The 18,792-nt window shown below is 72.6% G+C and carries 17 protein-coding genes, 1 tRNA gene and 2 pseudogenes; 14 read left to right on the plus strand and 6 right to left on the minus strand.

Annotated features, from left to right (window positions below):
• Positions 1-12: 12 nt before the first annotated feature.
• Both FF36_RS05685 and FF36_RS05690 read left to right on the plus strand, forming a co-directional pair.
• A complete protein-coding gene (locus FF36_RS05685) occupies positions 13-1,266 on the plus strand; it encodes a DNA polymerase III subunit delta' (RefSeq protein WP_044883918.1) in 1,254 nt (417 codons plus the stop codon).
• Positions 1,267-1,529: 263 nt separating this feature from the next.
• On the plus strand, positions 1,530-2,558 hold the full coding sequence (locus FF36_RS05690) for a PSP1 domain-containing protein (protein WP_044883919.1): 1,029 nt from the start codon (positions 1,530-1,532) through the stop codon (positions 2,556-2,558).
• A 71-nt stretch (positions 2,559-2,629) separates the two neighbouring features.
• On the opposite strand, the gene FF36_RS05695 is transcribed toward FF36_RS05690, so the two are convergent.
• Positions 2,630-3,364: a response regulator transcription factor gene (locus tag FF36_RS05695; protein WP_044883920.1), complete on the minus strand. Its 735-nt coding sequence runs from the start codon at positions 3,362-3,364 to the stop codon at positions 2,630-2,632.
• Positions 3,365-3,736: 372 nt separating this feature from the next.
• Here FF36_RS05695 and FF36_RS05700 point away from each other — a divergent pair.
• The 3 genes from FF36_RS05700 (at position 3,737) to FF36_RS05710 (ending at position 4,499) form a co-directional block, all read left to right on the plus strand.
• Positions 3,737-3,808 (plus strand) — tRNA-Thr (locus tag FF36_RS05700).
• A gap of 110 nt (positions 3,809-3,918) precedes the next feature.
• Positions 3,919-4,248, plus strand: coding sequence for a DUF6247 family protein (locus tag FF36_RS05705; RefSeq protein ID WP_044883921.1), 330 nt, complete (start codon positions 3,919-3,921; stop codon positions 4,246-4,248).
• Entirely contained in the window at positions 4,248-4,499 is a 252-nt protein-coding gene (locus tag FF36_RS05710) for a hypothetical protein (protein WP_044883922.1), read from the plus strand. Before FF36_RS05705 ends, FF36_RS05710 begins: the two co-directional genes overlap by 1 nt.
• 111 nt (positions 4,500-4,610) lie before the next feature.
• Here FF36_RS05710 and FF36_RS05715 read toward each other — a convergent pair whose 3' ends face one another.
• A complete protein-coding gene (locus FF36_RS05715; protein WP_044883923.1) occupies positions 4,611-5,150 on the minus strand; it encodes an inorganic diphosphatase in 540 nt (179 codons plus the stop codon).
• Between the two features lie 691 nt (positions 5,151-5,841).
• On the opposite strand from FF36_RS05715, the gene dacB reads away from it, so the two are divergent.
• The 7 genes and pseudogenes from dacB (at position 5,842) to folE (ending at position 13,617) form a co-directional block, all read left to right on the plus strand.
• Positions 5,842-7,275, plus strand: coding sequence for a D-alanyl-D-alanine carboxypeptidase/D-alanyl-D-alanine endopeptidase (dacB, locus tag FF36_RS05720; RefSeq protein WP_044883924.1), 1,434 nt, complete (start codon positions 5,842-5,844; stop codon positions 7,273-7,275).
• A 146-nt stretch (positions 7,276-7,421) separates the two neighbouring features.
• A complete protein-coding gene (locus FF36_RS05725; protein ID WP_044884009.1) occupies positions 7,422-8,534 on the plus strand; it encodes a zinc-dependent metalloprotease in 1,113 nt (370 codons plus the stop codon).
• A gap of 52 nt (positions 8,535-8,586) precedes the next feature.
• A partial coding sequence (gene tilS / locus FF36_RS37185) for a tRNA lysidine(34) synthetase TilS (protein WP_242422320.1) occupies positions 8,587-9,629 on the plus strand: 1,043 nt, incomplete at its 3' end.
• A 1-nt stretch (position 9,630) separates the two neighbouring features.
• A pseudogene (locus FF36_RS37190) lies at positions 9,631-9,710 on the plus strand (hypothetical protein); the annotation flags it as partial.
• A 1-nt stretch (position 9,711) separates the two neighbouring features.
• A pseudogene (gene hpt, locus FF36_RS37195) lies at positions 9,712-10,425 on the plus strand (hypoxanthine phosphoribosyltransferase); the annotation flags it as partial.
• 217 nt (positions 10,426-10,642) lie between these two features.
• Positions 10,643-12,859, plus strand: a complete 2,217-nt coding sequence (gene ftsH, locus FF36_RS05735; RefSeq protein WP_044883926.1) for an ATP-dependent zinc metalloprotease FtsH — start codon at positions 10,643-10,645, stop codon at positions 12,857-12,859.
• Positions 12,856-13,617 (plus strand): GTP cyclohydrolase I FolE, encoded by a 762-nt coding sequence (folE, locus tag FF36_RS05740; RefSeq protein ID WP_052680977.1) that lies wholly within the window; start codon positions 12,856-12,858, stop codon positions 13,615-13,617. The genes ftsH and folE overlap by 4 nt, the downstream gene beginning before the upstream one ends.
• Before the next feature lie 61 nt (positions 13,618-13,678).
• Here folE and hisG read toward each other — a convergent pair whose 3' ends face one another.
• Both hisG and FF36_RS05750 read right to left on the minus strand, forming a co-directional pair.
• On the minus strand, positions 13,679-14,527 hold the full coding sequence (hisG, locus tag FF36_RS05745) for an ATP phosphoribosyltransferase (protein WP_044884011.1): 849 nt from the start codon (positions 14,525-14,527) through the stop codon (positions 13,679-13,681).
• A gap of 40 nt (positions 14,528-14,567) precedes the next feature.
• Positions 14,568-14,984 (minus strand): phosphoribosyl-ATP diphosphatase, encoded by a 417-nt coding sequence (locus FF36_RS05750; RefSeq protein ID WP_242418394.1) that lies wholly within the window; start codon positions 14,982-14,984, stop codon positions 14,568-14,570.
• A gap of 160 nt (positions 14,985-15,144) precedes the next feature.
• On the opposite strand from FF36_RS05750, the gene FF36_RS05755 reads away from it, so the two are divergent.
• Complete coding sequence (locus FF36_RS05755; RefSeq protein ID WP_044884013.1) at positions 15,145-15,960, plus strand: HAD family hydrolase; 816 nt, start codon at positions 15,145-15,147, stop codon at positions 15,958-15,960.
• Here the strand turns inward: FF36_RS05755 and FF36_RS05760 are convergent.
• Positions 15,926-16,975 (minus strand): helix-turn-helix domain-containing protein, encoded by a 1,050-nt coding sequence (locus tag FF36_RS05760; protein ID WP_044884014.1) that lies wholly within the window; start codon positions 16,973-16,975, stop codon positions 15,926-15,928. The two genes, FF36_RS05755 and FF36_RS05760, sit on opposite strands and share 35 nt — an antisense overlap.
• 53 nt (positions 16,976-17,028) lie before the next feature.
• Positions 17,029-17,187: a hypothetical protein gene (locus FF36_RS05765; protein WP_242418396.1), complete on the minus strand. Its 159-nt coding sequence runs from the start codon at positions 17,185-17,187 to the stop codon at positions 17,029-17,031.
• Between the two features lie 945 nt (positions 17,188-18,132).
• On the opposite strand from FF36_RS05765, the gene FF36_RS05770 reads away from it, so the two are divergent.
• On the plus strand, positions 18,133-18,714 hold the full coding sequence (locus tag FF36_RS05770; RefSeq protein ID WP_236705752.1) for a hypothetical protein: 582 nt from the start codon (positions 18,133-18,135) through the stop codon (positions 18,712-18,714).
• Positions 18,715-18,792 lie beyond the last annotated feature (78 nt).

Genomic DNA, 18,792 nt, shown 5'->3' on the forward strand with positions numbered 1-18,792 from the left:
ATGATGAGCCCCGTGACGGTATGGGAGACGCTGGTCGGCCAGGAGGCGGTCGTCGCGACGCTGCGCGCGGCTGCGGTGGCGGCCTCCCCCGGCATCCTCGCGGCCGCGGGCAGCGGTGGCGGCCCGGCCGGGGCGCGCTCGGGGATGACCCATTCGTGGTTGTTCACCGGCCCGTCCGGCGCGGGGCGGCAGGAGGCGGCGCGCGCGTTCGCCGCCGGTCTGAACTGCGAGCGGGAGCCGCCCGGCTGCGGGGAGTGCGCCGGCTGCCACACGGTGCTCACCGACACCGCCACCGACCTGCGCACCGTCACGCCGGAGGGGCTCTCGCTCGGAGTGAAGGACGTTCGCGCCCTGGTTCGGGACGCCGCCAGCGCCCCCACCGCCGGCCGCTGGCGGATCCTGCTGCTCACCGACGCCGACCGGCTCACCGAGGCCGCGGCGAACGCGCTGCTCAAGGCGTTGGAGGAGCCGGCGGAACGCGCCGTGTTCCTCCTGTGCGCGCCGTCGATCGAGGACGTGCTTCCCACCATCCGTTCCCGCTGCCGGACGGTCGCGCTGCGCCTGCCCTCCGCCGCGGACGTGCGCGACATGCTGCTGCGGGAGGGGATCGACGAGCAGGTGGCGCAGACGGCCGCCCGGGCCTCCCAGGGGCACCTCGCGCTGGCCCGCCGCCTCGCCACCGACGAGGCCGCCAGGGAGCACCGGGCGGCGGTGCTGCGCATCCCGGGCCGTCTGGGGCGCGTCGGGGACTGCCTGGCCGCCGCCGCGGACCTCGTGGGCGCCGCGAACGCCGATGCCGAGGCCGCGAACGCCGAGCGGGACGAGGTCGAGACGGAGGCGCTGAAGACAGCACTCGGCGTCGGTGCGACCGCCACCGGCGGGAAGTCGAGATCCGCTCGGGCGCCGAAGGCGGGCGCAAAGGCACGGTCGATGGTCGTGCGGGGCGCGGCCGGGGCGCTCAAGGAGCTGGAGCGGACTCAGAAGAGCCGCGGGCGGCGCACCATCCTCGACTCCCTCGACCGGGCCCTGGTCGATCTCGCCGGCCTGTATCGCGACGTGCTCGCGGAGCAGCTCGGCGCGCCGGTCGACCCGATCCATGCCGACCATGCGGCCGAGGCTGCGGGCCTCGCGGCGGCCTCGACCCCGGAGCAGACGCTGCGGCGGCTGGAGGCCGTGCTCGCGACCCGGGCGGCCCTCGCCGACAACCCGGGCCTCGTCCCGCTGCTCGCAGTGGAGTCCCTGACCCTCGCCCTGCGCGACGGCTGACGCCGCCCGCGCCCGCTCGGCGCACTGCCGCCGGCGCCGGCGCCGGCGATGGCGATGGCGATGGCGATGGGGTCGGTATGGCAGAAACGGGCAGCCAAGTCGCACCTGGCGGCATACTGTGACCTGCGACGCAGATCACGCCGACGGGCGGCTCCGGCACGCCCCGCCCGACCCGGCGCTGCCGCGCACCGGGCCCGCCTCCCGCGCGGGCCATCATCACGGCCGGCCAGCCGGCCTGCGGGCCAAGGAAGGTGACGGGCCGGATGCCGATGATGTGCGCGGTGGCGTTTTCCCCTCGCGGCAAGCTCTACTACGCCGATCCGGGCGTCCACACACCCCGGGTAGGCGATCAGGTCCTCGTGCCCACCGACGATGGTCCCGAGGTCGCCACCTGCATGTGGGCACCGCAGTGGATCTCCGACGACATCGGCGGCCTGCCCGTGCTGGCGGGGCTGGCGCAGGCGGCGGACGTGCAGCGGGCGGAGCTGTCCCGGCGCCGGCGCGCCCGGGCGCGGGTCGCCGCGCGGCGGCTGGCGCGGGAGCACAACCTGCCGATGAAGATCGTCGGTGTCGACCACGTGCTGGACACCGGCGGATACACGATCTACTTCAGCGCGGAGGGCCGGATCGACTTCCGGGAGCTGGTCCGCGACCTGAACCGGACGCTGGCCGCGCGGGTGCGGCTGCGGCAGCTGTCCGCCCGGGACAGCGCCCGGGTGCAGGGCGGGATCGGCTCGTGTGGGCGTGACCTGTGCTGCGCGACGTTCCTCACCGATTTCGAGCCGGTGAGCCTGCGCATGGCCCGCGACCAGAACCTGGCCCTCAACCCGATGCGGATCAGCGGCGCCTGCGGCCGGCTGATGTGCTGCCTACGCTACGAGCACCCGCTGTACGAGGAGTTCGCCGGGGCCGTGCCCGCCGTCGGAGAACGGGCCTGCACTCCCCAGGGAGAGGGCCGGGTCGTGCGGCACGACGTGCCCCGCCAGCAGGCTGTGGTGGTGCTCGACGGCGGCGGGCGGACCTCCTGCGAACGAGCCGACGTATGCCCGTCCCGGCAGGCGCACGAGGCTGCCTACGCCCCGCCCAGGGCCGAGCCCCACCCGGATCCCGACCCCACGCCCTCCGGCACCGACCAGGCCGGCACCGACCGCGAGAGCGGAGCACGCCGAGGCACCGACCAAGGGGGGTCGGAGCACGAGGGGCCAGAGCACGAGGGGTCGGAGCACGACAGCGAGACAGGCGGCGAATCGGGACATGCCCGCCGGCGCTCCCGGCACCGCCACCGACCCTGAGCGATCTTCTCTGGCACGGTCTTCCGTGGCTCGATCGGGCCGCCCGGCGCCGCCCCGGTGTTCCCCGCGGCTCACGGGTCGAAGCGGTAGCCCATCCCGCGCAGGGTGGTCACCAGCCGCCGCTGCGGCGGCCGACCCTCCACCTTGGTACGCACCCGCCGGACGTGCTCGGTGACCGTGGCAGGGTCCTGGAAGCGGGTGCCCCAGACCTGCTCGAGCAGCTCCTCGCGGCTGAACACCCGTCGAGGGTGGCGCGCGAGGAAGGCCAGCAGCTCGTACTCGCGCGCGGTCAGGTCGATCCGCTCGCCGGCCACGGCGACCTCGCGGGCACGCAGGTCGATGGACACGTCGCCGTACACGAGCGGATCGTTGCCGTCCCCGCTGCGCTGGGGCGGCGGCTCGGCGGGCCGGCGGCGTAGCCGGGCCCGCACCCGCGCGACCAGCTCCCGCAGCGAGTAGGGCTTCACGACGTAGTCGTCGGCGCCCAGCTCCAGGCCGACCACCCGGTCGACCTCCTCGGCCCGCCCGGTGAGCATGATCACCGGCACCTCGCTCGTCTGGCGCAGGCGGCTCAGCACAGCGAAGCCGTCCATTCGCGGCATCGCGACGTCCAGAACGACCAGATCGATCTCAGTCGTCTGGAACAGCCGGAGGGCAGCTTCGCCGTCCGCCGCCTCCAGCACGCGATAGCCGAATCGTTCGAGGCTGCGCGCAAGTGCCACGCGAGATGCCTCATCGTCCTCAGCGACGAGGAGCGAGGCTCCTCGTGTCGCCGCTGCAGGTGCAGCGTCCCCGGCCCCGGTCATGGAGCGAAACCCTACGCATCCTCATCGGAACAACTGCAACCGGGGTAGCGGTTTGCGTCGTTCGACGGGCCGGGAGCCGAAAATTATGACAAAATCTGGATTAGGCGCAAACCGATTGTCACGTCAGTGTCTTCCTTCTTGGGCGCCCATGACAGCCTGGTGGGGTGGGATCGCCGGATCGTTCCGATTTCGGGCGCCCCGACCTCGCCAGATCGGCTCGGCTCCGGGCCGGGGGCCCGCCCCGGGCGGGAGTCCGAGCCGGGCTGCCGGCGCCCGCGCCACCGCGCGGCGCGCAGCCGGCCGAGTACCACCGGTCGGCACCGCGCGGGCATCTGGCATACTCGACCCGGGCCAGTGCGATCCTGGCCGATCGCCGGAGTAGCTCAGTGGCAGAGCAATCGCCTCGTAAGCGATAGGTCGCGGGTTCAATCCCCGCCTCCGGCTCACTCCCCTCCGAACGGGCCCTGACCGGCGCGGTGCGGTGCCGCGCGGTGCGACAGCCGGGCACGCTCGAGGCGGCGTGGGCGGCATCGACGGGTGCGACAATCGGCCTCATGACAGCGGACGTCACGATCCCCTCGTACGGCGTGCGCAACCGGGTGGAGCGCACCGGGCCGGCGATCCGGGCGGCGCTCGACCCCGAGCAGCGCGCCGAGTTCGAAGCCGACTTCCACGCAGCCGCCGTCGAAACCGACGACACTCTCGACCTGGCCCCGCTGCACCGCGTCATCGACCGCTGGTGGCCCCAGGCCGTGCTCTGCGCCAACCCGGAGATCCAGGCCGGCATCGACGCCGACCGTCGCCGCATCGCTGCCGGTGACCCGACCGTGATTGGCGAGGTCTGGTATCCGCCCGGCCATCCCCAAGCGCCACATGTGGCCTGATGACCGTCCACGGGGTCCGCTGGGTCGACTACGCCCGCGATCAGCGGGACAGTCTGCCCGCCGAAGCGCGCACGGCGCTCGACATCGCACTGCGGCGCCTTGTAGAGGATCCGCGCGGCCACAGCACGTACCGCAAACGAGACAACCAGTGGACAGCTACATTCAGTGATGGCTGGGGGCTCATCGTCTATACCATCGAAGATCGCTGGATCACGATCACGGTGCTCCGCGTGACGTGGCTGGACGGCTGATCCACCGCCGCTGGCCAGCTCCGCCGGAGGGCCGGCGCGAGGGGCGCCCCCTCATCCGCGAGGCCCGCGGGCCCGCGCATGAAGGGGCGTCGCCGTCGCGCCGGTCGGCGATCACGCAGACCTGGGCTCGACCTCCTGGTCGTGCCCGTCCACTCCGGCGCCCTCCGCCTCGCGCAGCCGCTTGATGGAGGCGAGAATCTCCCGCTCGGCCTCCTTGCGGTCCACCCAGGAGGCGCCCTCGACCGACTTGCCGGGCTCCAGGTCCTTGTAGACCTCGAAGAAGTGCTGGATCTCCAGCCGGTCGAACTCCGGCAGGTGCCGCAGATCCCGCAGGTGCTCCTGGCGGACATCGGCGACCGGGACGCACAGGACCTTGTCGTCCGGGCCCTTCTCGTCGGTCATCTCGAACATGCCGATCGTCCGGCACCGCACCAGGCAGCCCGGGAAGGTCGGCTCCTCCAGCAGGACCAGCGCGTCCAGCGGATCCCCGTCCCGCCCGAGGGTGCCCTCGATGAACCCGTAGTCCGACGGGTAGTGGGTGGAGGTGAACAGCATCCGGTCCAACCGGATGCGCCCGGTGTGGTGATCCATCTCGTACTTGTTGCGCTGACCCTTGGGGATCTCGATGGTCACATCGAACTCAAGGTCCACTCCGCTCCCTGTCTCCTTCATGCTCAGGCCGGCCCGGTCTGCGCCGGTCGGCCACCACGTGTGAACTGCTCGTCGGTCTCCGGCGGATGCCGGGGCTCGCATGCTCCGGCGACTGCCGGGGCACCGCGGCCGGGTGCCGCGCGCCGCGGCCACGCGCCGGACACCCGACGGACGCGGCGAAGTGTCGCGGACGACGACCGCCGCCCTCCCAGTGTCCCGGAAGCCACCTCCTGCCCGAGCCACCCGGTCGGCAACGCCACTACCCAGGCGCCGCCGCCACCGCCGCGGCCCCGCGGACGGCGCCGCGACGCGGACCATCACGGGACGCGACCGGCGAACGGAGCCCGCCTCGCAGGCAGATGTTCCCCCCACCGGCCAGCGCGACCCGCCGGGCGAGCGGAAAGCTCGCTGGACGGCGGGCGGACGGCCAGGCCCACCCGCTGGTCATCCGGACCGGCACGGGCCGGCTCACGGCTCGTGGCATACGGTGACACAGCGGAACGCGACGTGCCACCGAGGGCGCCAGCGCCCGGACCGCCGCGCATCCGCCCCTCGGCGGCGGCCCACACCGCCGCGGGCCGACACCTGCCGGGGACCCTCACCTGCCGGGGACCCTCACCTGCCGGGGCCCTCACCTGCCGGGGCTGCGGCGCCGTCGGCGTGGCCCACCCGTCTTGCGTAGTGTCCGGGGGTGACGTCAGCCGCGCCGGTCGCTCGGACAGGGGCGCTCACCGCCCTCGTCGGCGCCCTTCTCGCCGGCTCCCTGTCCGCCAGTCCCGCCGCCGATCGCCCCGTACCGCCGGTCGCCGGGTCGGCCCGGGCGGGGGCCGCGGTCCTCGCGGGTCTGGACCCGGCCGCGCCCACGCCCCAGCCCGCGTCGGTCGGCGCCCGCCTTGCCGGGCCGCTCGGCGACCCCGTCCTCGCCGGGCCCGCCGCCTTGGTCGTCGACGGGTTGACCGGTCGCGTGCTGCTGGACAACCGCGCCCGCACACCGGCCGTGCCGGCGTCGACGCTCAAGACCGCGGTCGCCACGGCGGCGCTCGTCACGTTCCCGGATACCCGGTTGCGCACGTCGGTGCTCTACAAACCGCCGGACGGCCGACCGTCGGGGGCCGCCGGCCAAGCGCCCGGCGGCACGCTGTGGCTCGTGGGGGGCGGCGACCCGACGCTGACCGCGTCGTCCGAGACCGGCGGCTACCCGGCCTTCGCCCGGCTCTCCGATCTCGTCGCCCAGGTCCGGGCGGCCGGCATTACCTCGGTGTCCCGGGTGGTCGGCGACGGGTCGTTGTTCGTCGGCCCCGACCGGGCGCCGGGATGGCGTGACAACTACGTGACCGACGGCGACGTCACGCCGGTCTCCGCGCTGGAACTCGACGCGGGTCGCTCCGCCCCCGGCGCCAAGGGCCCGCGCAATCCCGCCCCCGCGGTGGCGGCGACGGCGGCGTTCGCCGGGGCGCTGGTGGCCGCCGGGATCCCGGTCGGCGCGGTCGGCACCGGGAGCGCCGAGGCGGGGGCGACCCGCGTCGCCGCGGTGGACAGCCCGCCGGTGCGGGTACTCGTCGAACGCATGCTCACCGAGTCGGACAACGACCTGGCGGAGAGCCTGGGCCGGCTGGTCGCCCGGCGGCGCGGCCTGCCGGCCTCGTTCGCCGGGGCCGCGAGGGCCGTGACCGACACGGTCACCGAACTCGGCATCCCCACCGCGGGGATGGCCCTCAACGATGTCAGCGGCCTGTCCACCACCGATCTGATCGCGCCCGCCACCCTGGTGGCGCTGCTGAGAGCGGCGGTCCTGCCCACCCGACCCGCCCTGCGCACCGTGCTGACCGGGCTACCGGTGGCCGGTTTCTCCGGCACCCTGAACGACCGATACGCCACCACGGACACGGCGCCGGGCGCGGGTGACGTCCGGGCCAAGACCGGCACACTGCGCAACGTCAGCAGCCTCGCCGGCCAGCTCGTCGACGCCGATGGGCGGCTGTTGCTGTTCGCCTTCCTGTCCCCGGCGGAGGAGGGGGGCGGCACCAAGGCCGCGCTCGACCGGGTCGCGGCGGCGCTCGCCGGCTGCGGCTGCCCCGCGCTGGTACCGGTCGCACGCGCCGCGCCGACCGGCCCGGCCCGCTGAGCCTGCGGCGATCCCGGAAACGACCCGTCACGGCCCGGCCGGCGCCGCGCCACGCCGCGGTGAGGGCGTCGGTGAGGGCGTGGGCGAGGGCGAGGGTGAGGGCGACGCGGGAGCAGAGCGCGGGCCGGCCCGGTACGCTCGGATTCGTGGACGCCGAGCTGGTCGACTGGGAACTCGCCGTGACGACGGCGAGGAGGCTGGTCCGCCCCGGCCCACAGATCACCCGGGAGCAGGCCGGCGAGGTCGTCGCCGAGCTCCGCCGCCTCGCGGTGGAGGCCGAGCGGCACGTGGAGGACTACACCCACCTCGCCCCTGCCGGTGCCATCACCCCCATCAACGTGGTCGACCGGCCCGAATGGGTTCGTTCCAACGTCGCCGGCCTGCGAGTGCTCACCACCCCGCTGCTCGGCAAGCTGTCCGACCAGCAGCGCGGCACCTTCTCCACGGCCGTCGGCCGGCGGGTCACCGGTATCCAGCTCGGCACGGCGCTGGCCTACCTCGCCGGCAAGGTGCTGGGCCAGTACGAGGTGTTCCTGCCACCCGAGGAGTACCTCGCCGGCCCCGATGGGCCGGCCACGCCGGACGCGGTCGGCCGGCTGAGCCTGGTCGCCCCGAACATCGCCCACGCCGAGGCCACGATGGGCGTCGTGCCGCGTGACTTCCGGATGTGGGTCTGCCTGCACGAGCAGACCCATCGGACCCAGTTCACCGCCGTGCCGTGGCTGCGGTCCCACCTCGAGTCCGAGATCACCGCGTTCATCGAGGCCACCGATCTCGATCCGGACGTCCTCGCGGACCGGGTCCGCTCGGCGGTGGCCGCGGTGCGCGGGGCCGTGTTCGACCGCGGCGCCGACAGTCCGAGCGTGGTGGAGGCGCTCCAGACCCCGGCCCAGCGGGCGGTGCTCGACCGGCTGCAGGCGATCATGACGTTGCTGGAGGGCCACGCGGACCAGGTGATGGATGCCGTGGGGCCCAGGGTGGTTCCCACCGTCGCCGACATCCGGTCGAAGTTCGAGGGCCGCCGCGACGGCGGGTCGCCGCTCGACCGGTTCATCCGCCGCCTGCTCGGGCTGGATCTCAAGCTCCAGCAGTACCGCCAGGGCGGCGCCTTCGTGCGGGCCGTCGTCGCCGAGGCCGGGGTGCGGGGCTTCAACACCGTCTGGGAGTCGCCGACGACGCTGCCGACCCGCGCAGAGCTGGCCGATCCCACCGCATGGATGCAGCGCGTCCTGGGCAGTCGCCCGTCGATCTCGGCGTGACGGCCGTGGTCCGCGGGGCGCTCACCGGCGCGGCCGGCCACCGGCCCACGCGGTGACCCGATCCGCCACCGGCGGTGATCACTACGGTGAGGCGGCCGGGCCGGTGGACGGGGCGGCAGGCGGCCCACTCGACCCGACGGCGCGGACGACGCGGCCCGGTCGGGCGCCGGATCCCGCGGTGGCCGCGGTCCGGTTCGCGGTCCGCAACGCGGTCGCCGATCTCGACCCGGGCGAGCTGGTGCTGGTTGCCTGCTCCGGCGGGCCGGACTCGATGTCGCTCGCCGCGGCGCTCGCTTTCGTTGCCCCCCGCCGGGCCCTGCGGGCCGGTCTGCTGGTGGTTGATCACGGCTGGGATCCCACCTCGACCGAGCGCGCGCACGGCGTCGCCGAGCTTGGGGAGGCCCTCGGGCTGCGCCCCGTGGAGGTGCTCACTGCGCACGCACCGCGCTCGGAGGGCGCCGCGCGCGATGCCCGCCGCGGCGCGCTGCTGGCTGCGGCGGCCCGGTTGGGCGCCCGGGCCGTACTGATCGGTCACACCCTGGACGACCAGGCCGAGACGGTGCTGCTACGGCTCGCGCGGGGCTCGGGGGCCCGCTCGCTCGGCGGAATGCGCCCGCGCGACGGCCTGCTGCGCCGCCCCCTGTTGGGCCTGCGCCGCGCGCAGACCCGGGCCGCCTGCCTCGCCGAGCGGCTGTCGGTCTGGGACGATCCGACCAACCAGGACCCGGCGTTCGCCCGGGCGCGGGTGCGCCACCGGGTTCTGCCGCTGCTGGAGGCCGAGCTCGGGCCGGGCATCGCGGAGTCGCTGGCCCGCGGGGCCGAGTTGCTGCGGGCCGACGCGGACGCGCTGGACGCGACCGCCGCCGACGCCTACGCCACGGCCGTCACCGCCCCCGGCGGCCCGCCCGCGGGCCCGAGGACCGGTCCGATCCCCGCTGCGGGCCCGGGTCCGGCCGGCGGCGAGGTCGGCTTCGCGGTGGCGACCCTCGCCGCCCTTCCCGCCGCGATCCGCGGGCGGGTGCTGCGCCGGGCCGCCCTCGACGTCGGCGCCTCGGCGTCGGCGTTGCGCGCCGAGCATGTCTGGGCGGTGGAGGANCTGGTGACGCGGTGGCGCGGCCAGAAGCCCGTGCCACTGCCGGGCGGTGTCCTCGCCCGGCGCTGGGCGGACCGGATCACNCTCTCCGGACCGGTGGCTCCGCCGTGGCCACCCGCCGGACCCGCCGGCCGCGGGCCGGATCTCGCCGCAGCGGCGTATTTCGAGGAGGACGATCAGGTGAGCCAGGCCGCGACGACGACGCCCGATGCCGGCAGCCCCCACGAGGGCCCGCCGGCGGCCGCCACGCATCCCGACATCGACGAGGTTCTCGTCACCGCCGACGAGATCGCCGCGAAGATCGCGGAGCTTGCGGCCCGTGTCGATGCCGACTACGCCGGCCGGGAGATCCTCCTGGTCGGCGTGCTCAAGGGCGCCGTGATGGTGATGGCGGATCTCTCCCGGGCCCTCGCCGTGCCGCTGACCATGGAGTTCATGGCGGTGTCGTCGTACGGCTCGTCGACCTCCTCCTCCGGGGTGGTGCGCATCCTCAAGGACCTGGACCGCTCGATCGAGGGCCGCGACGTGCTCGTCGTCGAGGACATCATCGACTCCGGGTTGACCCTGTCGTGGCTGCTGAAGAACCTGCGCTCGCGCGGGCCCGCCTCGCTGGAGGTGCTGGCCCTGTTCCGTAAACCGGAAGCGATCACGGTCGACGTCGACGTCCGGTACGTCGGGTTTGACATTCCCAGCGCCTTCGTCGTCGGGTACGGCCTTGATTACTCCGAGTACTACCGCACGCTCCCCTTTGTCGGCACCCTGACGCCCGCGGCGATCGAGCGCGGGGCCCCGGCCTGAGCCAGCCGACGCGGCCGCACGGCCCCGGCGCCGCGGGGCGCACCCCCGTGCGGCACCGGATCGTCCGGCCCGGAACAGTGCGGCCCGCCGGTCCGTTGGTCGGATGTACGCGCGGTGAGATGCGCGCACCGGCGGTACCCTCGGCACAAGGGAATCCCGATCGAGGGCAGCACACACGTCAGGAGGGTGGAGCGCTCGTGTCCGGCGCTCCAGACAGATGACTCCAAGAAGAATCTTCCGCGGCTGGGTGCCACTGCTGCTCCTGGTCCTGTTCGTGATCATTCTCACGACGGGTGTCCTCTCGGGTCCCAGTGAGTACGGCAAGCGAGACCTGAACTTCGTCCAGCAGCAGATCGACGAAGGCCAGGTGACGAAAGCCAAGATCGAGGACTCCAAGCAGCTCATCCAGATCCAGACGAAGGACGGCCGGAAGTTCGAGTCGTCCTATGTCACCGAACAGGGTGTCGTTCTGGCCAACGAGCTGCGGAACAAGCGCGTCGCCTACGACGTCTCCGTCGATCGCGGAAACATCCTGGTCTCCCTCCTGCTCAACCTGCTGCCCGTGCTGCTCGTGGTCCTGCTGCTGTTCTTCTTCATGAACCAGATGCAGGGCGGCGGCAACCGGGTCATGAACTTCGGTAAGTCCAAGGCCAAGCTGGTGAGCAAGGACACGCCGAAGACGACGTTCTCCGACGTGGCCGGCGCGGACGAGGCGATCGAGGAGCTCCAGGAGATCAAGGAGTTCCTGGAGAACCCGAGCAAGTTCCAGGCGATCGGCGCGAAGATCCCCAAGGGCGTCCTGCTCTACGGGCCGCCGGGCACCGGCAAGACCCTGCTGGCCCGGGCCGTCGCCGGCGAGGCGGGCGTGCCGTTCTACTCGATCTCGGGTTCCGACTTCGTCGAGATGTTCGTCGGTGTCGGCGCCAGCCGGGTCCGGGACCTGTTCGAGCAGGCCAAAGCGAACGCGCCGGCGATCATCTTCGTCGACGAGATCGACGCCGTCGGCCGCCACCGCGGGGCCGGGCTCGGCGGTGGCCACGACGAGCGCGAGCAGACCCTCAACCAGCTTCTCGTCGAGATGGACGGGTTCGACGTCAAGGGCGGCGTCATCCTCATCGCGGCGACGAACCGGCCCGACATCCTCGACCCGGCCCTGCTGCGGCCCGGCCGCTTCGACCGCCAGATCGTCGTCGACCGGCCGGACCTGCTCGGCCGCGAGGCCATCCTGCGGGTGCACGCCAAGGGCAAGCCGATCGGTCCGGACGCCGACCTGATGGTTATCGCCCGGCGCACCCCGGGCTTCACCGGCGCGGACCTGGCGAACGTGCTCAACGAGGCCGCCCTGCTGGCCGCCCGGTCCAACCTCAAGTTCATCTCCTCGGCGCTGCTGGAGGAGTCGATCGACCGGGTGATGGCCGGGCCGGAGCGCAAGACCCGGGCGATGAGCGACAAGGAGAAGAAGCGCATCGCCTACCACGAGGGCGGCCATGCCCTCGTCGCGCACGCATTGCCGAACTCCGACCCGGTGCACAAGGTCACGATCCTGCCCCGGGGCCGCGCACTCGGCTACACGATGCAGCTCCCGCTGGAGGACAAGTACCTGTCGACCCGTTCGGAGATGCTGGACCGGCTCGCCGTGCTCCTCGGCGGCCGCACCGCCGAGGAACTGGTGTTCCACGACCCCACCACGGGCGCCAGCGACGACATCGAGAAGGCGACGCAGATCTCCCGGGCGATGATCACCCAGTACGGGATGAGCGACAAGCTCGGCGCGATCAAGTTCGGCACCGAGAACAGCGAGGTCTTCCTCGGCAAGGAGGTCGGGCACCAGCGCGACTACTCCGAGGAGGTCGCCAGCGAGATCGACGTCGAGGTCCGCCGGCTCATCGAGGCGGCGCACGACGAGGCGTGGGAGATCCTGGTCACCTACCGCGACGTCCTCGACAACCTCGTGCTGCGGCTGATGGACACCGAGACGCTGAGCAAGGACGACGTCGCCGAGGTCTTCGCGACCGTGCAGAAGCGACCGGTGCGCGGCATCTACACCGGCGTCGGTCGGCGCATCCCCTCGGATCGCCCGCCGGTACAGACCCCGGCCGAGCTGGGGCTGGTCCCCACCGGCGTCGCCGACCTGGTGAAGGACCCCGGTCACGGCAACGGGGCAACCGGTCGCCCGGGCAACGGTGCGCCGAGTGCACCCGGGGCGGATCCGGCCGGACACGGTAACCCGGTCGGTCCCGGCGGAAACGGGAATGGCGGCCCGGGTGGGCACGGTTACCCCCAGGGTCAGGGTTATCCGCAGGGGCCAGGCTATCCGCAGGGGCCGGGTTCACCGGCTCCGACCGGTGGCGAGGGCCCGCCCGAGGGGCCGCGCATCGCCAACCCGTGGGCCCCGCCGAGCTGGCCGAACGACGACGACAGGAGACGCCGTTGACGTCCGATTCCCCCGAGGTGTTCACGGATGAGCGGGTGGGCTCCGGCGCGTCGCCAGAGGTGAACGGCACCGCATCGGATGGCTTCGGCGTTCCCGACCCCAGCGCCCTCGGCATCAGCACGACCACCGCCACGGCGGCTCCCCCGGCCTCGCCGATCCGGGATCGGCGCAGACCGCAGCAGGTGCGCCCCTTCGATCACGATCGGGTGGCGCGTGCCGTGCGCGAGCTGCTCATCGGGATCGGTGAGGACCCGGACCGGGAGGGCCTGCGCAAGACGCCGGACCGGGTCGCCCGGGCCTACCGGGAGGCGGTGGAGGGTCTGGGGCGGGAACCGTCCGAGGTGCTGACCACCGTCTTCGACGAGGGTCACGACGAGATGGTGCTGGTCCGCGACATCGATTTCTCGTCGCTGTGCGAGCACCACCTGGTGGTGTTCTCCGGCCGGGCGCACGTCGCGTACATCCCGAACGACCGGGGCCAGATCACCGGCCTGTCCAAGCTGGCGCGGCTGGTCGATCTCTACGCTCGCCGGCCGCAGGTCCAGGAGCGGCTGACCTCCCAGGTCGCCGACGCCCTCGTCGACGTCCTGGAACCGCGGGGCGTGATGGTCGTCGTCGAGGCAGAGCACCTGTGCATGTCGATGCGAGGGGTGCGCAAGCCGGGGGCCACGACGGTGACCTCGGCGGTGCGCGGCCAGTTCCTCAGCACGGCGACGCGCAGTGAGGGCATGTCGCTGATCCTCGGCAGCCGCCGCTGACCCACCCGGTCACCCGGACTCAAGGCCCCAGGCCACCGGGTGACCGGTCCCGGCGGCGGTGTTACAGCCGGCAGGCCTGGATGCCGGAGACCAGGATCCCGCGGGCGCCCAGATCCCACAGGTCGTCCATCGTCCGGTTGACCTCCGCGCGGGGCACCATCGCCCGCACGGCGACCCAGTCCTCCCGCTGCAGCGGAGAGATCGTCGGCGATTCGTAGCCGGGCGTGATGTCACACGCCTTCTCCAGCACCGCGCTCGGCACGTCGTAGTCCATCATCACGTATCGCCGCGCGACAAGGACGCCCTGCACACGGCGCAGCAGCCGCTCGTGCGCCGTGGACAGCTCCGCCCCCCGCTTGGCGATAATGATCGCTTCGGACCGCAGGACCGGCTCGCCGAGCAGCTCCAGCCCGGCGGCCCGCAGCGTGCGGCCGGTCTCGACCACGTCGGCCACCGCGTCCGCGACCCCGAGCCGCACCGCCGTCTCCACCGCGCCGTCGAGGGTCACGATGCTCGCCGGGGTGATACCGCGGCCGGCCAGATCCGCCCGCACCAACGCCGGGAACGACGTGGCGATCCGCCGGCCCTGCAGCTCCGCCACGTCCGCGAGCGTGCCCTCCGGGGCGGCGTAGCGGAAGGTGGCGTGCGCGTAGCCGAGCGGTAGCAGCTCCGCCGCGGCGGCGTTGCTGTCGAGGAGCAGGTCGCGACCGGTGATGCCGAGATCGAGGCGGCCCGAACCGACGTACACGGCGATGTCGCGCGGGCGCAGAAAGAAGAACTCGATGTCGTTCTCGACATCGGTGATGACCAGCTCCGCGGACTCGCGCCGGGCGTTGTAGCCGGCGTCGGCGAGCAACTGGCTGGAGGCCGCGGACAGCGACCCCTTGTTAGGAACCGCAATACGAAGCATCGTCACTACTCAGCGTCTACAGGAAAGGACAGGGGCGTGATCACAGGTGGGAGTATACGTCGTCCAGGGAAAGACCCAGGGAAATCATGAGGAGCTGACTCCAGTACAGCAACTGGGAGATCTCCTCGGCCGCCCTCTCGCGGCCTTCGTACTCGGCCGCCATCCAGGCCTCGGCGGCCTCCTCGACGAGTTTCTTACCGAGATGATGAACGCCCTTGTCGAGGGCGGCGACCGTACCGGAGCCGGGCGCCCGGCGCTGCCATTTGTCGGCGACCTCGGCGAAGAGTTCGTCGAATGTCTTTCCGCTGGCTGTATTCGCGCCGACGGCGGTGGGCGTGCTGCCGATCGTCGCGTCGGGATCGCCGGCGGCCCCGACGGGACGGTGCGGATCGCCGTCCGCACCGGGTCGGGAGAGACGCCCGGACGGCGGCGACCCGGGCCGATCGGCAGGAACCATGTTCGGCATGCTACCTGTCACCGCGCCGTCGGCCGCCCCACCGAACATCGCCACCGGTCGCGGACACCGACGACCACTGTCGGAGGTGGGCGCAGCGCGCCGGCACCGCCTCCCGGCCAGGCACGATGCTGGCGGATTGCGCCGACTGTGCGGCGCGTTGCTGGTTGACTGGGTCACTGTGTTCCCGCCTGCCCTCGTCGCCACGGATCTGGACGGGACGCTGATCCGTAGCGACGGCACCGTCTCGGCACGCACCCGCGCGGCCCTGCGGCGGGTGGAGCGGTCCGGCGCGACCGTCGTGTTCGTCACCGGGCGGCCGAGCCGGGTGATGGCGGGTGTCGTGGCGCAGACGTCGGCCTCCGGCCTCGCCATCTGCGCGAACGGGGCGCTCGTGTTCGACCTGGATTCAGGCGTTCCGGTCAGCCACCGGTTTCTCGAGCAGGCCACGGCGCTGCGGTTGGCCCGTGCCATCCGCGCCGCGGTGCCGGACGCCGTGTTCGCCGTGGAGAGCGGCGTCCGGTTCGGCCGGGAACCGGCCTTCGAGACGATGTGGCCGGATCCCGAGGAACTGGTCGCGGCGTTCCCCGAGCTGCTGCTGGCCCTGCCGGCGACGAAGCTGCTGGTTCGGCGGGGTGGTCAGCCGTTCACCGAGGTGTACGACGTGATCGTCGAGCTCGCCGGAACGGACGCCGTCGTCACCACGTCGAGCGTGGACCTGGTGGAGATCGCCGGGCCGGGGGTGTCCAAGGCCGTGGCACTGGCGGAGCTCGCCGCCGAGCGGGGGATGACCGCCCGCGACGTCATCGCCTTCGGCGACATGCCGAACGACCTGCCGATGTTCGCCTGGGCCGGGTACTCGGTCGCCGTTGCCAACGCCCATCCGGACGTCCTCGCCGCCGCCGACGAGGTCACCGCGTCGAACGACGAGGACGGGGTCGCGATCATCCTGGAGCGGCTGTTTCCGGCGGTGGGTTGAGTTCCCCCCCCAGGGCGGGTTCGGCCGGCGCGGCGGCGGCGGCGCTCGCGGCGCCGGGGTCGATCGCGGTGCCGGTGCCGGTGCCGGTGGCGGGGCGGCGGGGCGCGAGGAGTTCAGCGTAGCTGCGCGTGTACCCCGCGAGAATCTCGTCGAGATCGGGCGCGGTCAGCGCCGCATACTCCTCGAAGATCTTCGCGTAGATCCGGACCTGGTCCGGATGGCTGAATCCCGTGGCTTCCAGCGTCTCCACCACGACCAGGCTGTCATCCAGAATCGTGAATCCCTGCACGTGCGGGTACTCCAGCTCGGCCGAGCTCGGCACGATCCGTACCGTGACGTTGTCCAGCTCCGCCACCGCGGCAATCCGCTTGATCTGTGCGATCATGTACTCCGGCGGCGCGAAACGGTTACCGAGGACCGACTCCATCAGGATGAACTCAAACCGCCGGGTCGCGTCGTAGAGCAGATTCTGCCGCCTGATCCGCAGGCTGACCTTCTCCGCGGTCCGCTGGTACCACGCACCCTCGTCGCCGCCGATGGTGATGCGGTGATAACCGTTCACGACCCGGCGGGCGTATTCGCTGATCTGAATCAGCCCGGGCAGCAGGATCGGCTCGAACTCACGGATGAGGGTTGCCTCCCGCTCGGCGTCGAGGATCTCCTCCTGGTCGAGGCTGATGCCCTGCCGCCGGGTCTCCACCCCGGCGGCGGCGCGCCGACGCGGCGCCCGGCGGGCTGCGGTCGACTGCAGCCGCTCCGCGAGGTCCACGAGATGGCGGACGAGGTCGGGTGGGGCCTGCAGGGTCCGGGCGATCCGCTCGACATCGGCGGGGCTGGGCCGGAGCAGACCGTTCTCGATCTTGGAAATCGTGCTCTGGCTGATGCCGACGGACGACGCGAGCGCCTGGCCGGTCATCGCGCGGGAGTGGCGTAGCTGTGCGAGTTCGACCCCGAGGCGGGCCGGCGGCGTGTCGTCGGACGCAGTCGCCGCCGGGGGCGCACCCTCGCCCTCCATGATCACCTCCGAGGTAGGTCCGTCCCCACCGGCCACCACGGGCGCCCCGACGGCTACGCCTGCGCCGGCGCCGGCAGCCCGCGCGCGGCCGCCAGGAACACGCTGCGGGGGATGCGCACCAACGCCTCGCCGGGGGGCACCTCGCCCGTCGGGATCCGCTGGTCCACCACCGCGTATCCCTGGACGAAGATGTCCTCATCCTCATCGTTCACGTACACCGTGGGACAGTTCGCGCTGGCACACGACGCACTGGCCACCGGGACGAGCCGCATCGCTCCTACCTCTCTGCACCACTGCGCTTCATCCTAGGGATCACCCCCGAGTCAGGACATAGCACAGTAATAACGATCAGATCTACGGCGGCGACACGAATATTCCGACCACTTGCGGCATATCGTCACTCAAGCGTGACGAGCTGACGCCGGGGGCCCTAACCGAACGTCACCGCTGCTCGGTGAATCCCATCTTCCAGTAGGCGCCGCCGCCACCTCAAGCAATTCCATCACTACAGAGAGTGGCGAAACGCGGTGACACAACGCCGTGCGGGACCACCGCAAATAGTACCGAAACGCGTGAACTAGCAGTTCCTTCGGGCTACCCGTTCACGGGGAGTGGGAACGGAACGTTAGGGCGATGACGACGACGACCCCGACTCGTCGACTACACCGAGTAGTGCTGCGAATATTTTGAGACTCCGTCGGGGAAGTCGGCTCCGGACGCGGACCGCGTCGAGTTCCGCCCGCCGACGCCAGGTGATGAAGACCGGACCCCGGGTTGCCCCCCGACGGTCCGGCGGCCGCGGGTACGCCCCTTCGGAGCACCGCAGGAAGGGGCCCACGTCCTTCGCCCCGACGCACTCCGGCGGAGCCGGAGGCGGGTCCCCTGCCCGGACGCACGCGAGCCGCAACGATTCTGGCTCGATCATGAATATTCAGAAATTCCCTTGAGATTCGGATCATCGTGCCGGATGATTCGGACTGGAGCATCCCGTCGGCCGACGGTCCCACGGCCCCGGGTCCTCCCCGGTGGCCTCCGGCCGCCGCTCCGGCAGTCTCCCCTCGTCGCCTCGACCGACACTTCGCCTCGACCGACACGGGGGTTCGACCGACACGGGGCCTGACCGACACGGGGGCCTGACCGACAGGAGGGAAGGCCGCATGTGCATCCCCAGCCGGCCCTGTGCGGCTCTCCTCGGCGCCCCGCGCACCTGGCCGCTGTTGCTGGGCTGGGCGATGGTCACGATCCTGATGGTGGTCGTCAAGGCCCTCGCGCACGCCCGGCACGGTCGTCGCGGCCGGGCTCGCGTCCCGCGGGCGGCCGGAACGCCGGGCACCCGGCGGGTTGCGCCGCCCGCGTGGTCCGCTGCTGACGTCCGGCGCTTCGACCCGGCCGCATTCGAGCCTCTCGCGGACCGGATGTCCTGCCTGCTGCGTGTCTTCCTCGCCGCCGCCGTCCCCAGGCCGGACCGACCCGCCCGACTCGACCTGCGCGCCCCCGCGACGACCTGGTTCGTCGACGCCTTCACCGCCGCCTCGGACCTGCTCGTCGGCCTGAGCCAGGCCGATCACCCCGAGACCCTGGCCGCCGCCGTTCGGGAGGCCGAACGGCGGTGGGAGCTGATCGACGCGTGGAGCCGCGAGACGGCCGAGTCCACGGGCGGTCCCCCGACGCCGCCGGGGCCGGCCGGATCCGGCCACCTCCGTCCGGACGATCCCGACTCCACCGATCACCTGCGGTAACCGAGGTGCGGCCACCGAGCCGCCCTCGGCCACGCGGTGTCGACGGTGGGCGCCCCCACGACACCGCCCACCCGGGTC

Origin of the sequence: Frankia torreyi (genome assembly GCF_000948395.1) — a bacterium.
Lineage (GTDB): Bacteria > Actinomycetota > Actinomycetes > Frankiales > Frankiaceae > Frankia > Frankia torreyi.

Excerpts from the sequence above, each read along its gene's own strand:
- FF36_RS05690 (WP_044883919.1), top strand. The coding sequence starts at position 1,530 with ATGCCGATGATGTGCGCGGTGGCGTTTTCCCCTCGCGGCAAGCTCTAC.
- FF36_RS05760 (WP_044884014.1), bottom strand. The coding sequence starts at position 16,975 with ATGGAGGGCGAGGGTGCGCCCCCGGCGGCGACTGCGTCCGACGACACG.
- FF36_RS05705 (WP_044883921.1), top strand. The coding sequence starts at position 3,919 with ATGACAGCGGACGTCACGATCCCCTCGTACGGCGTGCGCAACCGGGTG.
- FF36_RS05750 (WP_242418394.1), bottom strand. The coding sequence starts at position 14,984 with ATGGTTCCTGCCGATCGGCCCGGGTCGCCGCCGTCCGGGCGTCTCTCC.
- FF36_RS05770 (WP_236705752.1), top strand. The coding sequence starts at position 18,133 with ATGTGCATCCCCAGCCGGCCCTGTGCGGCTCTCCTCGGCGCCCCGCGC.
- hisG (WP_044884011.1), bottom strand. The coding sequence starts at position 14,527 with ATGCTTCGTATTGCGGTTCCTAACAAGGGGTCGCTGTCCGCGGCCTCC.
- ftsH (WP_044883926.1), top strand. The coding sequence starts at position 10,643 with ATGACTCCAAGAAGAATCTTCCGCGGCTGGGTGCCACTGCTGCTCCTG.
- FF36_RS05695 (WP_044883920.1), bottom strand. The coding sequence starts at position 3,364 with ATGACCGGGGCCGGGGACGCTGCACCTGCAGCGGCGACACGAGGAGCC.
- FF36_RS05710 (WP_044883922.1), top strand. The coding sequence starts at position 4,248 with ATGACCGTCCACGGGGTCCGCTGGGTCGACTACGCCCGCGATCAGCGG.